The sequence below is a fragment of the Pseudomonas sp. SWRI77 genome, assembly GCF_014269105.1.
Taxonomy (GTDB): Bacteria; Pseudomonadota; Gammaproteobacteria; order Pseudomonadales; family Pseudomonadaceae; genus Aquipseudomonas; species Aquipseudomonas capeferrum.
Genome location: NZ_JABWRV010000006.1, coordinates 177,732 through 190,205 on the forward strand (window position 1 = coordinate 177,732; position 12,474 = coordinate 190,205).

General features: G+C 63.1%; 13 protein-coding genes. 6 read left to right on the forward strand and 7 right to left on the reverse strand.

All coding sequences use genetic code 11. The annotated features are described in order from the left end of the window. The first annotated feature begins 59 nt into the window (after positions 1-59). Positions 60-959, forward strand: a complete 900-nt coding sequence (locus HU766_RS08905) for a homocysteine S-methyltransferase family protein (protein WP_186655565.1) — start codon at positions 60-62, stop codon at positions 957-959. Here HU766_RS08905 and HU766_RS08910 read toward each other — a convergent pair whose 3' ends face one another. Genes HU766_RS08910 through HU766_RS08920 form a run of 3 tightly spaced genes read right to left on the reverse strand, consistent with a single transcriptional unit; the run spans position 960 to position 2,726 of the window. Beyond that, positions 960-1,631 carry a GNAT family protein gene (locus tag HU766_RS08910; protein ID WP_033702396.1) on the reverse strand — a complete coding sequence of 224 codons (672 nt, stop codon included), beginning with the start codon at positions 1,629-1,631 and terminating at the stop codon, positions 960-962. Between the two features lie 7 nt (positions 1,632-1,638). After that, positions 1,639-2,085, reverse strand: a complete 447-nt coding sequence (locus HU766_RS08915; RefSeq protein WP_047582522.1) for a GNAT family N-acetyltransferase — start codon at positions 2,083-2,085, stop codon at positions 1,639-1,641. Between the two features lie 11 nt (positions 2,086-2,096). Then, a complete protein-coding gene (locus tag HU766_RS08920; protein ID WP_033702393.1) occupies positions 2,097-2,726 on the reverse strand; it encodes an FMN-binding negative transcriptional regulator in 630 nt (209 codons plus the stop codon). A gap of 89 nt (positions 2,727-2,815) precedes the next feature. Here HU766_RS08920 and HU766_RS08925 point away from each other — a divergent pair, with 89 nt between their 5' ends. Further along, the gene (locus HU766_RS08925) at positions 2,816-4,345 is read left to right on the forward strand and encodes an aminotransferase class I/II-fold pyridoxal phosphate-dependent enzyme (RefSeq protein WP_186655568.1); all 1,530 of its coding nucleotides are present in this window, start codon (positions 2,816-2,818) and stop codon (positions 4,343-4,345) included. Between the two features lie 29 nt (positions 4,346-4,374). Here HU766_RS08925 and HU766_RS08930 read toward each other — a convergent pair whose 3' ends face one another. From HU766_RS08930 to aspA, 4 genes are all read right to left on the reverse strand, one after another. Next, entirely contained in the window at positions 4,375-5,478 is a 1,104-nt protein-coding gene (locus tag HU766_RS08930; protein ID WP_186655571.1) for a polyamine ABC transporter substrate-binding protein, read from the reverse strand. Beyond that, positions 5,478-6,521 (reverse strand): histone deacetylase family protein, encoded by a 1,044-nt coding sequence (locus tag HU766_RS08935; RefSeq protein ID WP_186655574.1) that lies wholly within the window; start codon positions 6,519-6,521, stop codon positions 5,478-5,480. Before HU766_RS08935 ends, HU766_RS08930 begins: the two co-directional genes overlap by 1 nt. Positions 6,522-6,640: 119 nt before the next feature. After that, positions 6,641-7,633 carry an AraC family transcriptional regulator gene (locus HU766_RS08940; protein ID WP_033702385.1) on the reverse strand — a complete coding sequence of 331 codons (993 nt, stop codon included), beginning with the start codon at positions 7,631-7,633 and terminating at the stop codon, positions 6,641-6,643. Between the two features lie 176 nt (positions 7,634-7,809). Beyond that, positions 7,810-9,234 carry an aspartate ammonia-lyase gene (gene aspA, locus HU766_RS08945; RefSeq protein ID WP_186655577.1) on the reverse strand — a complete coding sequence of 475 codons (1,425 nt, stop codon included), beginning with the start codon at positions 9,232-9,234 and terminating at the stop codon, positions 7,810-7,812. A gap of 182 nt (positions 9,235-9,416) precedes the next feature. Here aspA and HU766_RS08950 point away from each other — a divergent pair, with 182 nt between their 5' ends. The 4 genes from HU766_RS08950 (at position 9,417) to HU766_RS08965 (ending at position 12,447) form a co-directional block, all read left to right on the forward strand. Further along, entirely contained in the window at positions 9,417-10,349 is a 933-nt protein-coding gene (locus tag HU766_RS08950) for a LysR substrate-binding domain-containing protein (protein ID WP_077068706.1), read from the forward strand. A 171-nt stretch (positions 10,350-10,520) separates the two neighbouring features. Further along, complete coding sequence (gene purE, locus HU766_RS08955; RefSeq protein ID WP_016489856.1) at positions 10,521-11,012, forward strand: 5-(carboxyamino)imidazole ribonucleotide mutase; 492 nt, start codon at positions 10,521-10,523, stop codon at positions 11,010-11,012. A 10-nt stretch (positions 11,013-11,022) separates the two neighbouring features. Next, a complete protein-coding gene (locus tag HU766_RS08960; RefSeq protein ID WP_033702381.1) occupies positions 11,023-12,105 on the forward strand; it encodes a 5-(carboxyamino)imidazole ribonucleotide synthase in 1,083 nt (360 codons plus the stop codon). Positions 12,106-12,201: 96 nt separating this feature from the next. Further along, positions 12,202-12,447 (forward strand): GlsB/YeaQ/YmgE family stress response membrane protein, encoded by a 246-nt coding sequence (locus tag HU766_RS08965; protein WP_033702379.1) that lies wholly within the window; start codon positions 12,202-12,204, stop codon positions 12,445-12,447. Positions 12,448-12,474: the final 27 nt, after the last annotated feature.

A 12,474-nucleotide genomic window follows, 5' to 3' on the forward strand; every position in this document is an offset into this window, starting at 1 on the left:
TAGTTATAACAAGTTACACACTAATGAATTTTATTTATAAACATATAAGTGATAGGCATATGGGCGAACGATCGCTGGTAATTCTGGATGGCGGTATGGGGCGAGAGCTGCAGCGTCGTGGTGCGCCGTTCCGGCAGCCCGAATGGTCAGCGTTGGCCTTGAGCGAAGCACCTGAAGCGGTGGTGGCGGTGCATGCGGCGTATATCGAGGCCGGGGCGCAGGTCATCACCAGCAACAGCTATGCGGTTGTGCCGTTCCATATTGGGGAAGCGCGCTTCGCCCAGGAAGGGCGCGCATTGGCCGCAACGGCAGGGCAACTGGCCCGTGCCGCAGCCGATGCGGCTGCCGTACCTGTTCGTGTTGCCGGGTCGTTGCCGCCGCTGTTCGGCTCTTACCGCCCGGACCTGTATCAGCCGGAGCGGGTCAGCGAAGTACTGACACCGCTCCTGGCAGGGCTGGCGCCTTATGTGGACCTGTGGTTGGCCGAAACCCAGAGCTCGATTGAAGAAGTGCGGGCCATCAGCTCGCACCTGCCGCAGGACGGCAGGCCGTTCTGGGTGTCGTTCACCCTTGAAGATGAAGGCGTCGTGGACGTGCCGCGCCTGCGCTCCGGGCAGACCGTTGCCGCGGCAGCCGAAGCGATTGCCGAGCTGGGCGTCAGTGCGTTGTTGTTCAACTGCAGCCAGCCCGAAGTGATCGGTGCTGCGCTGGATGTTGCGCGCGAGGCTTTCGAGCGCTTGGGCGTGGACATCGCCATTGGCGCTTACGCCAATGCCTTCCCCCCGCAACCCAAGGACGCCACCGCCAACGATGGCCTGGATGAGCTGCGCGAAGACCTCGACCCGCCGGGTTATCTGAGCTGGGCCAGCAGCTGGCGCCAACGCGGTGCCAGCCTGCTCGGCGGTTGCTGTGGTATCGGCCCGGAGCACATTGCAGAACTCAGGGCCAAGCTGGCCTGATCACGCGTTGCGGCAGGCTTCCAGCGTCCTGGCTTGCCCTTCAGGGCGTTGGTTGTCGGCACTCAACCAGCGCTCGAACCCCGCCGCTACCGTTGGCCACTCGTCATCGGTGATCGAGTACCACGCGGTATCCCGGTTGTGGTCCTTGACCACCAGGTGCTTGCGGAACACCCCCTCATAGACAAAGCCGAACCGCTGCGCCGCGCGCTTGGAGCGGGCATTGGCGTTGTTGCACTTCCACTCGAGCCTGCGGTTGCCCAGCTCGAAACCCAGCTTGCCCAGCAGGTACACCGCTTCGGTCCCCTTTGGCGTGCGCTGCATGGCGGCGCCGAAGGCGATGTGGCCGATCTCGATGCGGCCATGGTCGGGCACGATCGACATCAGGCTGAGAATGCCCTGGGCCTGGCCGGTTGGGCGGTCGATAACGGTGTAGAACAACGGATCAAGGCTGGCGGCATGGCCTTGCAGCCAACGGTCGAAGGCGCCGCGTTCGGGGAATGGGCCATAGGGCAGGTAATCCCACAGGGCCGGGTCGGCTTGCGGGCCTTGCAAGACGTTCCACAGGTCGTCGCCGTGACGTGCCGGGTCGAGTTTTTCAAGGCGGATGAAGCGGCCCTCGATGGTGTCTGCCGTGGGTGCCTTGGCGGGTTTCCAGTTCAGTGCGTCGGTCATGTCGTGGCTACAACCCTTTGCGGAATTGAATGAAGCCCGGCCGCTCGGCAACCTGCTGGTACAGGCTGATGGCGGTGGCGTTGGTTTCGTGGGTCAGCCAGTGCACCTTGGCACAGCCGGCCGCCTTTGCGGTGGCGTAGACATGCTCGATCAGCTGGCGACCGATGCCCAGGCCGCGTTGCGTGCCATCCACATAGAGGTCCTGCAGGTAGCACGAGTTCTCGATGCTCCAGTTGGAACGATGGTAGATCCAGTTGACCATCCCCACTGCCTTGCCATCGACCCAGGCCAGGGCAGAGTGGGTCGGCTCGTGGCTGTCCAGCAGGCGCTGCCAGGTGCTGGTGCTGACCGCTTCGGGCAATTCGGTCTCATAGAAGCGCAGGTAAGCCTGCCACAGGGCAAGCCAGGCGGGATGGTCGTTGGCGCTCACGGGGCGCAGAGTGACGCTGGGCATGGGCTTTTCCTTCAGAGTTGGCGCATGTGCGCTGCAAGTTGGTTGTCCTGGTAGTCGGCACTGTCGCCGAGGCTTTGACGCACTCCGGCGATGTCCTCGGCCGAACGGTTCTGGCTGAGCTTGCGGGCCCCTTGCAGGCGCGTGATCGGCAGGCGAATGCCGACAATGGCGCGGAGCATGCCTTCAAGGTAGTCGCTGGGGGCGTCGGACACTTTCCAGGGTTCGCTGCGGCCGTGCTCATGGCGCTCGGTCAGGCGGCTGACGATCTGCAGCAGCGGCTCGGCCTCGTGGATGACTTCGACTGGGCCATAGGCGTGCACCGCCAGGTAGTTCCAGGTGGGGACCACCTTGGGGTTGTCGGCCTTGCTGGGGTAATAGCTCGGGCTGACATAGGCGTCGGCACCGGGGAACACCAGCAGCGCTTCAGCGCCTTGCTGCAGGTCTTGCCACTGAACGTTGGCCCGGGCCAGGTGCGCGTAGACCGTGCCAAACTCGCCTTGCTGGGTGTCGACCAGGACGGGCAGGTGGGTCGCCTGCAAGCCGTGTTCACCGTGGCTGATGAGGACGGCGAGGCGCGTATCGGCCATGTGCCGGTGCAGGCGTGCTAGGTCATGTTCCTGGTGGGGCTTGCTGTTGTACATGGCGGGTTCCTTGTCGAATGGCTCCATCCTAGGCAGGCTATTGGTTCTGTGTAAGATCCATTAATGGCTGATTTGATAGGTCCAATACGGTGAACAAGCGCCCCCTCATATTGCCTTTCGACCCGGCTGGCATCGTGCTCGACCGCCGCCGCGGGCTCAGCCAGCAGCTCTACCAGGCCTTGCGTGCGCGGGTGTTGGATGGGCGCCTGAGCAGTGGTACGCGATTGCCGGCCAGCCGTGACTTGGCGGCGATACTGGCGCTGTCGCGCAACAGCGTGGTGCGTGCCTATGACCAGTTGTATGCCGAGGGGTATATCGAAAGCCGGGTGGGCGACGGCACCTATGTGATTCAGCTTGAAAAACTATCCACACAACTGTCCACAGGGTTATCCCTAGGGTTATCAACAGGTTTATCCACATTTTCTTTAGAAAATGCTGAGGATTTATCCAGCTCTGAGCGCTCCAGCGAGGCGCTTGAGCGTCTGAAAAGTAACCACTTGCCCGTTCCTAGAAGTGGCGCCCCACGTGCGTTCAGGGTCGGCATCCCTGCCTTCGATCTGTTCCCGTTTGACGTGTGGGCCAAGCTGCAAGCGGCTTTCTGGCGTAACCCGGACCCTGCGCAGCTGGGTTACGGTGACCCGGCGGGTGAGCTGCAGCTTCGCGAGCTGATCGCGGCCTATCTGCGGCGTTCACGGGGCCTTTCGTGCACGGCTGAACAAATTGTGATCACCAGTGGTGCACAGCAGGCCATCAGCCTTTGTGCACAGTTGCTGTTGCAGCCTGGCGAGGGGGTAGCTGTGGAAAATCCTGGCTATCGGGCCGCTGGGCATACCTTTGCCGTGGCAGGGGGCAAGGTGATGGGCGTACCGGTGGATGAAGAGGGCATGGACTGTGAGCGCCTCGTACAATTGGCGGACTGCCGCCTGGCCTACGTCACGCCGGCGCATCAGTACCCCACCGGGGTGACCATGAGCCTGGCGCGACGCCTGGCATTGCTGGCCTGGGCCGAGCGCAACGATGGCTGGATCATCGAAGACGATTACGATGGGGAGTACCGCTACAGCGGTGCACCATTGGCACCGCTGGCGGCGCTGGACCGACAGGGGCGGGTGCTGTACGTCGGCACGTTCGGCAAAATTGCCTTTCCCGCGTTGCGTCTGGGCTACCTGGTGTTGCCTGCGCGCTTGGTACAGGCGTTCAGCCAAGGGCGGGCGCTGGCCATGCGGCATTCGGAAGTGGGTAGCCAGTGCGTGATGGCCGAGTTCATGGCCCAGGGGCATTTCCAGCGCCACATCCGGCGTATGCGCCGGGCGGCGTTGAGCCGGCGCAATGTACTCAAGGCTGGTTGGCCGCTGGATGTGCCTGGGTTGGGTGGTATGCCGGAAGTCGCGGCGGGGCTGCATGTGAAGGTGGATGTGGATAACTTTGCGCGCGAGCAAGAACTGGTCGCCACGGGAGAAGCGGTAGGGGTTGAGGTAAATCCGCTGAGTAGCTATTGGCTGGAGGACAGCCAGGTGGCTGTGGATAACCGTGCGGGGTTGGTGCTGGGGTTTGCCGCAGTGCCGGAGGCCGACATTGCCAATGCGCTGATGCGCTTGCGCCGGGCCTGGAAAAAGTGAGCGGGGCCGCCTAGTGACCCCGCCACGGCTCAGGTGCCGGACTTGATGCGGGTCCAGGCTCTGGTGCGCGCCCGTTCGGCATCATGTGGCAGTGGTTTGAGGGTGTACAGCTTGGCCATCGCCTCTGCCGTCGGGTACAGGTTGGGGTTATTGCGAATCGCTGGGCTGACCTTGTCGGTCGCGTCCTTGTTCGGGTTCGGGTACCCGACAAAGTCGCTGATCGGCGCTATCACCTCGGGGCGCAGCAGGTAGTTGATGAACGTGTGAGCCTCTTGCGGGTTGGCGGCGTTTTTCGGAATCGCCAGCATGTCGAACCAGATCGGCGCACCTTCCTTGGGCAGGCGCATGTCGACCACCACGCCGTTCTTCGCATCGTGAGCCCGATTGGCGGCTTGCGAGAAGCTGCCGCTGTAGCCCACCGCCACGCAGATATCGCCATTGGCGATGTCGGCCATGTATTTGGAAGAGTGGAAGTAGGTGATATGCGGGCGAATCTTGAGCAACAGCGCCTCGGCCTTCTTGTAGTCGTCGGGCTTGGCGCTGTTGGGGTCCAGCCCCAGGTACTTGAGGGCCAGCGGCAGAATCTCGGAAGGCGAATCGAGCAGGGCAACGCCACACTGCTTGAGCTTGGCGATGTTCTCTTCCTTGAAGATCAGGTCCCAGCTGTCCACGGGTGCGTTTTCACCGAGCGCCGCCTTGACCTTCGCCGGGTTGAAGCCGATCAGCACGGTGCCGTACATGTAGGGCACGGCAAACGTGTTGCCGGGGTCGTTGGCTTCGATCAGCTTCATCAGGGCCGGGTCCAGGTGTTGCCAGTTCGGCAGCTTGCTGCGGTCCAGCGGCTGGAACACACCGGCTTCGATCTGCTTGGCCAGGAACACGTTGGACGGCACCACCACGTCATAGCCGGAGTTACCGGTAAGCAGTTTGGCTTCCAGCGCCTCGTTGGTGTCGAAAATGTCGTAGATCAGCTTCACGCCGCTGTCTTTCTGGAAGTCGACCAAGGTCTGCGGGGTGATGTAGTCGAACCAGTTGTAGACGCGCAAGGTACGCTGCTCGGCCTGGGCCTGCAGGGCACCGGTGAACAGGGTGGCAGCGATTAACGGGGCGAGCAGACGCTTGAGTCGGGCCATTACCGGGCTCCTGGCTGGGCGTGCTGGAAGCCTTCCAGCACATTGACCGCGTTGATACCGATTTCTTCCACAGCGTAGCCGCCTTCCATCACGAACAGGGTGGGCTTGCCGAGCTGGGCGATGCGCTTGCCCATCGCCAGGTAGTCCGGGCTGTCCAGCTTGAACTGCGAGATAGGGTCGTCCTTGAAGGTGTCCACGCCCAGCGATATCACCAGCACATCGGCGTCGTAGTCGGCGATGCGCTGGCAGGCGTCCTCCAGTGCGGCGCTCCAGGCTGCCCAGTCACTGCCGGCCGGCAAAGGGTAGTTGATGTTGCAGCCTTCGCCGGCCCCTTCGCCGGTTTCGTCGGCGTAACCGAGGAAGAACGGGAACTCGGCTTGCGGGTCGCCATGAATCGAGGCAAACAACACATCGTTGCGGGCGTAGAAGATGTCCTGGGTGCCGTTACCGTGGTGGTAGTCGACGTCGAGGATGGCGACTTTGCGGCGGCCCTGGTCAAGGAAGGCCTGGGCGGCGATGGCGGCATTGTTGAGGTAGCAGTAGCCGCCCATGACTTCGGCGGCGGCATGATGCCCTGGTGGGCGACACAGGGCGAATGCCGAATGGGCGCCTTGCTGGATCGCCGCCTGGGCGGTGAGTGCGACCTGGGCGGCGCTGTAGGCAGCCTGCCAGGTACCGGCGGTGATCGGTGCGCCTGCGTCGAAGCTGTAGTAGCCGAGTTCACCATGCAGGCCGGTGGGTTTTACCTGGCGCAGGGTGCGGGCTGGCCAGGTGAAGGGCAGCAGGTCGCCGTCGTGGCCCAGTGCGGCCCAGCGCGCCCAGGCGCCCTCGAAGAAGTCCAGGTAATCGGCGCTGTGGATTCGCAGCAGCGGTGCGCGGCCGAAGTCGGTCGGGCCCTGTACATCGCCGAGCTGGCGTTTGTTCACTTGATCGAGCACATGGTCGGCGCGCGAGGGCATTTCGAAGCAGGGCATCAGCTTGCCGTCGATCAGCTCGCAGCGGCCGTGGTGCAGGCGGTGGTCATCGGAATAGATCGTCAGCATTGTTGTTCTCCGGTTGAACTGGCGTGGGCCCATTTTCAGTGCAGGCCCTGCCTGGGAGAACGACGCAAACGGCCAAAAGGGGATCGATGTGGCCAAGCTCGCTGGCCACTTTTGCGGGCTTACCCGCGAAAATGGCTAGGCGCCACTCCGCTCCAGCGTTGGAAGGCATGGCGGAAGCTGGCCGTTTCGCTGAACCCCAAGGTTTCGGCAATGCGGTAGATCGGCATGTGCTCATCGGCCAGCAACTGCTTGGCCCGCTCGAAGCGCAGTTCATCGAGCAACTGTTGATAACTGCTGCCCAGTGCCTGCAGGTGCCGGCGCAAGGTCCGCGATGAGCAGTTCATCTGCCGCGCCAGGCCCTCAAGCCCGGGTGCTGCATCCAGTTGTTGGGCCAGTAGTTGGCGAATCCGCCCGAGCCAGGCCTGGCGCCCTGTGAACTCCAGGTTCAGGCGCCGGCAGCGCTCGCCCATGGCTTTATGGGTGATGGGGTCGGCCAGCGGTAGCGGCATGTCCAGCCAACGCCGTTCGAAGGCAAAGGCGTTGTCCTCGGCAGCGAAGCCGATCGGGCACTGGAAGGCACGGGTATAAAGGCTGTGGTAGCCCGGCCGGGCATGTTCGAAACGGGTGCCGAGCAGCGGCAGTGGGCGGCCAAGCAAGTCGTCGCAGATCACTTTCAGCGAGACCAGGCAGAACTCGGCGTTGAAGGCGGTCAGCGCGGGGCTGTCACGGTAGTCACTGGCGCTGAGCCAGACGCGCTGGCCATCGTCGATCAGGCGTAGCTCGAAGACTGTTCCCAGCAGTGCCGGAAAGCGCAGCGCCAGGCGCAGGGCGTCACCCAAAGTGGCACTGGAGAGCAGGGCGTAACCGAGCATGCCATAGCACGACACATGCATGCGCTGGCCCAGCTCCAGGCCGATGTCTTCACGCCGAGCAACGGCATTGGCACACACTTGCAGCTCTTGCTGGGTGGTGATGCGTGCGTCGGCATGCCCCAGGTCCGCCGGGCCGATGCCGCTGCCGGCCAGCAAGGCCGCCGCCTCGCAACCCTCTGCCTGGAAGACGTTGAGGATCAGCGAAACCGCGTTGAGGGTGGTCAGGTGGCTGTGCAGCATGCTCGGTATCCCGTTGGGTGGGATGCATTATGGAGCAAGTTGTGTGCCGGGATGCGCGGGTTGCACGGCGGCTCGAAACGCGCAGGCAAAAAAAAGGCCCGAAGCATGCGCTCGGGCCTTTGAAAGGTTGAGAGGTGTCTAGTCCCTCGACCTGGTGAGACAGGTGAAGCGGTCGGTTACGCCTTCAGCGGAACCAGACGCGGTGCGATCATGTTTTCCGGACGCAGGATGTCGTTGAGCATCTCTTCGTCCAGCAGCTTCTCTTCGCGCACCAGTTCCAGCACACCGCGGCCTGTTTCCAGGGCAACGCGGGCGATACGGGTGGCATTTTCGTAGCCGATGTAAGGGTTCAGGGCGGTGACCAGGCCGATCGAGTGCTCGACCAGTTCACGGCAGCGCTGTTCGTTGGCAGTGATGCCGACGATGCAGTGCTCGCGCAGCATGTCCATGGCGCGCTGGAGCAGGCGGATCGAGTCGAAGATCTTGTAGGCGATCAGCGGCTCCATCACGTTCAGCTGCAGCTGGCCACCTTCGGCGGCGACGGTCAGGGCCAGGTCGTTGCCCATGATGGCGAAGGCCACCTGGTTGACGGCTTCCGGGATAACCGGGTTGACCTTGCCTGGCATGATCGAGCTGCCTGGCTGACGCGCTGGCAGGTTGATCTCGTTGATGCCGGTACGCGGGCCGCTGGACAGCAGGCGCAGGTCGTTGCAGATCTTCGACAGCTTGACCGCGGTACGCTTGAGCATGCCGGAGAACAGCACGAAGGCGCCCATGTCGGAGGTGGCTTCGATCAGGTCGGCAGCCGGTACCAGCGGCTGGCCGCTGATGGTCGCCAGGCGCTGAACAGCCAGCAGCTGGTAGCCAGGGTCGGCGTTGATGCCGGTACCGATGGCGGTACCACCCAGGTTGATTTCGGTCAGCAGCTCTGGCGCCAGCGAACGCAGACGGTTGAGGTCTTCGGTCATGGTGGTGGCGAAGGCGCGGAATTCCTGGCCCAGGGTCATCGGCACGGCGTCCTGCAGCTGGGTGCGGCCCATCTTCAGTACGTGGTCGAATTCCTTGCCCTTGGCAGCGAAGGCCTGGATCAGGCTGTCGAGGCTGGCGAGCAGGGCGTCATGACCCAACAGCAGGCCCAGACGGATAGCGGTCGGGTAGGCGTCGTTGGTCGACTGCGCCATGTTCACGTCGTTGTTCGGGTGCAGGTACTGGTACTCACCCTTCTGGTGGCCCATGGCCTCCAGCGCAATGTTGGCGATGACTTCGTTGGCGTTCATGTTGGTAGAGGTACCAGCACCGCCTTGAATCATGTCCACCACGAACTGCTCGTGGTAGTCGCCCTTGATCAGTCGTCCGCAAGCGGCGCTGATGGCGGCGTGCTTGGCATCGCTCAGGTGCCCCAGCTCTCGGTTGGCGTCAGCAGCTGCCTGCTTGACCATCGCCAGGCCGACTACCAGTTTCGGGTAGTGCGACAGCGGAACACCGGAGAGGTGGAAGTTGTTGGCAGCGCGCAGGGTCTGGATGCCGTAGTAGGCATCAGCAGGAACTTCAAGGGTACCCAGCAGATCTTTTTCGACGCGGAACGATGCAGCGGAAGACATGATGTATATCATCTCGAATTTGACCCGGCACATGCCGGAATGGCGCTAATCCTAGGCCTGAAGAGGATTTTGCGGCCAATGCTGTTGCACGCTAACCTATGCACAAACGGCATAGTGTTTCATGTGACGCCAATTGACATTCGAGCGTGTTCCATTTTGGTGCATGCCGGGAGATGTGCTTCGTGAACCTGGAAAGCAAATGGCTGGAAGACTTCAGCGCGCTGGCCGCCACCCGCAGTTTTTCGCAGGCGGCAGAACGGCGTTTCGTCACTCAACCGGCCTTCAGTCGACGTATTCGCAGCCTGGAAGCAGCCTTGGGCCTGCAGCTGGTGAACCGTTCCCGCACGCCGATTGAGCTGACCGAGGCCGGGCAGCTTTTTCTGGTCACGGCGCGTACCGTTGTCGACCAGTTGGGCGAAATTCTGCGCCATTTGCATCACCTTGAAGGTGGCCAGGGCGAAGTTGTCCAAGTGGCAGCAGCACACTCCTTGGCCTCGGGGTTTTTCCCGCGGTGGGTTGCCCAGTTGCGCAACGATGGCCTGAACATCGCCACCCGCCTGGTTGCGACTAACGTCGGGGATGCGGTGCATGCCCTGCGTGAAGGGGGTTGCGACCTGATGCTGGCCTTCTATGACCCCGACGCCGCGCTGCAGATGGACGCCGAAATCTTCCCCTCGCTGCACATGGGCAACACCGAAATGTTGCCGGTGTGTGCCGTCGATGCCGGCGGGCAGCCATTGTTCGACCTGGAGGGCGAGGGCAGCGTGCCGCTGCTGGCCTATACCGCCGGCGCCTTCCTCGGCCGGTCGGTCAACCTGCTGCTGCGCCAGCGCAACCTGCGCTACACCACCGTTTATGAAACCGCCATGGCCGACAGCCTCAAGAGCATGGCGCTGGAAGGCATGGGCATCGCCTGGGTGCCACGCCTGTCGATGCGCGGCGAGCTGGAACGGGGCGAGCTGGCGATCTGTGGTGGCAGCCAATGGCATGTCCCCCTGGAAATCCGCCTGTACCGCTGCGCCCTGGTGCGCAAGGCCAACGTGCGCTTGCTGTGGCGCAAGCTCGAAGGTGCAGCGGCGGTTGACCCAAAAGTCAGCCAAAGCCCCGAAAAATAGGGCCGACAGTTGGTCGCCGGGGGTGCCAGCATCGCCCTGGGTTACGGTATACTGCGCGGCCTTTCGACCGGATAGCTCCGGTCCTGATCAGCAAACAAGCCACGCCGGTCGTCCCGCGTGGCTTGTTGTTTTTTGACGCGCCCAAGGGCGCACAAGCGAAGAGGCTCGACGATGAGTGCACTGGTTGGCGTGATCATGGGCTCCAAGTCCGATTGGTCCACCCTTAGCCACACCGCCGATATGCTGGAAAAACTCGGCATTCCCTACGAAGTGAAGGTGGTTTCCGCCCACCGTACTCCGGATCTGCTGTTCCAGTATGCCGAAGAGGCCGAAGGCCGTGGCATCGAGGTGATCATCGCCGGTGCCGGTGGCGCAGCCCACCTGCCAGGCATGTGCGCCGCCAAGACCCACCTGCCGGTGCTGGGCGTGCCGGTCCAGTCGTCGATGCTGTCGGGCGTCGATTCGCTGCTGTCGATCGTGCAGATGCCTGCCGGCGTACCGGTCGCGACCCTGGCCATCGGCCGGGCTGGCGCGATCAACGCGGCACTGCTGTCGGCGAGCATCCTGGGCGCCAAGTACCCGCAGTACCACGCGGCGCTCAAGCAGTTCCGCACGGAACAGACCGACACCGTGCTGGACAATCCAGACCCGCGCCAGGCTTGAGGCTGACCCCATGAAGATCGGTGTAATCGGTGGTGGCCAGCTCGGCCGCATGCTGGCTCTGGCGGGTACTCCGCTGGGCATGAACTTCGCTTTCCTCGACCCGGCACCTGATGCTTGCGCCGCGCCGCTGGGCGAGCATCTGCGCGCCGACTACGGTGACCAGGACCATCTGCGCCAGCTGGCCGACGAAGTCGACCTGGTGACCTTCGAGTTCGAAAGCGTTCCGGCCGAGACCGTAGCGTTTCTCTCGCAGTTCGTCCCGGTCTACCCCAGTGCCGAGGCACTGCGCATTGCCCGTGACCGGTTGTTCGAGAAGAGCATGTTCCGCGACCTGGGCATCCCCACCCCGGCCTTCGCCGACATTCTCTCCCAGGCCGACCTGGACGCGGCAGTCGCCAGCATCGGCCTGCCGGCCGTGCTCAAGACCCGCACCCTGGGCTACGACGGCAAGGGTCAGAAGGTCTTGCGCAGCGCTGAAGACGTGGTCGATACCTTCGCCGAGCTGGGCAGCGTGCCCTGCCTGCTGGAAGGCTTCGTGCCGTTCACCGGCGAAGTCTCGCTGGTGGCCGTGCGTGGCCGCGACGGTGAAACCCGCTTCTATCCGTTGGTGCACAACACCCACGACAGCGGCATCCTGCGCCTGTCGGTGGCCAGCGCAGCGCACCCGTTGCAGGCCCTGGCCGAAGACTACGTCGGCCGCGTGCTGCAGCAGCTGGACTACGTGGGCGTGATGGCCTTCGAGTTCTTCGAAGTCGACGGTGGCCTGAAGGCCAACGAAATCGCCCCGCGTGTGCACAACTCCGGGCACTGGACCATCGAAGGCGCCGAGTGCAGCCAGTTCGAGAACCACCTGCGTGCCGTGGCCGGCCTGCCGTTGGGTTCAACCGCCAAGGTCGGTGAGAGCGCCATGCTCAACTTCATCGGCGAAGTGCCAGCGGTGGACAAGGTGGTTGCCATCGGCGACTGCCACCTGCACCACTACGGCAAGGCTTTCAAGGTCGGGCGCAAGGTTGGCCATGCCACCCTGCGCTGCCATGACATGGCCACCCTCGAGCGCAAGATCGCCGAGGTAGAGGCTTTGATCGCCAGCTGATCGAACTTCTGCGTGCTACCTGCCCTCTGAAATGGCAACAAGTCAAAGCGCTGTCTAGGCTTTGGCTTGTTCCATTTTCACTGCAGAGGGATTGCCATGGGCATCATCGGGACCATCTTCATAGGCCTTATCGTCGGGCTGCTGGCGCGTTTCATCAAGCCAGGGGACGACAGCATGGGCTGGATCATGACCATCCTGCTGGGTATCGCAGGCTCCTTGCTCGCCACCTACGGCGGCCAGGCGCTGGGCATTTATCAGGCCGGGCAGGCGGCAGGTTTCTTGGGGGCACTGGTCGGTGCCGTCGTCCTTCTGGTGATCTACGGATTGATCAGAAAGCGCTGAATACCGTTTAGAATGCCCGGCAATTCA

What these genes read in the sequence shown, in the direction of transcription:
- HU766_RS08960 (WP_033702381.1), top strand. Translation starts at nt 11,023, where the DNA reads ATGAAGATCGGTGTAATCGGTGGTGGCCAGCTCGGCCGCATGCTGGCT.
- aspA (WP_186655577.1), bottom strand. Translation starts at nt 9,234, where the DNA reads ATGTCTTCCGCTGCATCGTTCCGCGTCGAAAAAGATCTGCTGGGTACC.
- HU766_RS08915 (WP_047582522.1), bottom strand. Translation starts at nt 2,085, where the DNA reads ATGCCCAGCGTCACTCTGCGCCCCGTGAGCGCCAACGACCATCCCGCC.
- HU766_RS08935 (WP_186655574.1), bottom strand. Translation starts at nt 6,521, where the DNA reads ATGCTGACGATCTATTCCGATGACCACCGCCTGCACCACGGCCGCTGC.
- purE (WP_016489856.1), top strand. Translation starts at nt 10,521, where the DNA reads ATGAGTGCACTGGTTGGCGTGATCATGGGCTCCAAGTCCGATTGGTCC.
- HU766_RS08940 (WP_033702385.1), bottom strand. Translation starts at nt 7,633, where the DNA reads ATGCTGCACAGCCACCTGACCACCCTCAACGCGGTTTCGCTGATCCTC.
- HU766_RS08965 (WP_033702379.1), top strand. Translation starts at nt 12,202, where the DNA reads ATGGGCATCATCGGGACCATCTTCATAGGCCTTATCGTCGGGCTGCTG.
- HU766_RS08930 (WP_186655571.1), bottom strand. Translation starts at nt 5,478, where the DNA reads ATGGCCCGACTCAAGCGTCTGCTCGCCCCGTTAATCGCTGCCACCCTG.
- HU766_RS08910 (WP_033702396.1), bottom strand. Translation starts at nt 1,631, where the DNA reads ATGACCGACGCACTGAACTGGAAACCCGCCAAGGCACCCACGGCAGAC.
- HU766_RS08905 (WP_186655565.1), top strand. Translation starts at nt 60, where the DNA reads ATGGGCGAACGATCGCTGGTAATTCTGGATGGCGGTATGGGGCGAGAG.
- HU766_RS08920 (WP_033702393.1), bottom strand. Translation starts at nt 2,726, where the DNA reads ATGTACAACAGCAAGCCCCACCAGGAACATGACCTAGCACGCCTGCAC.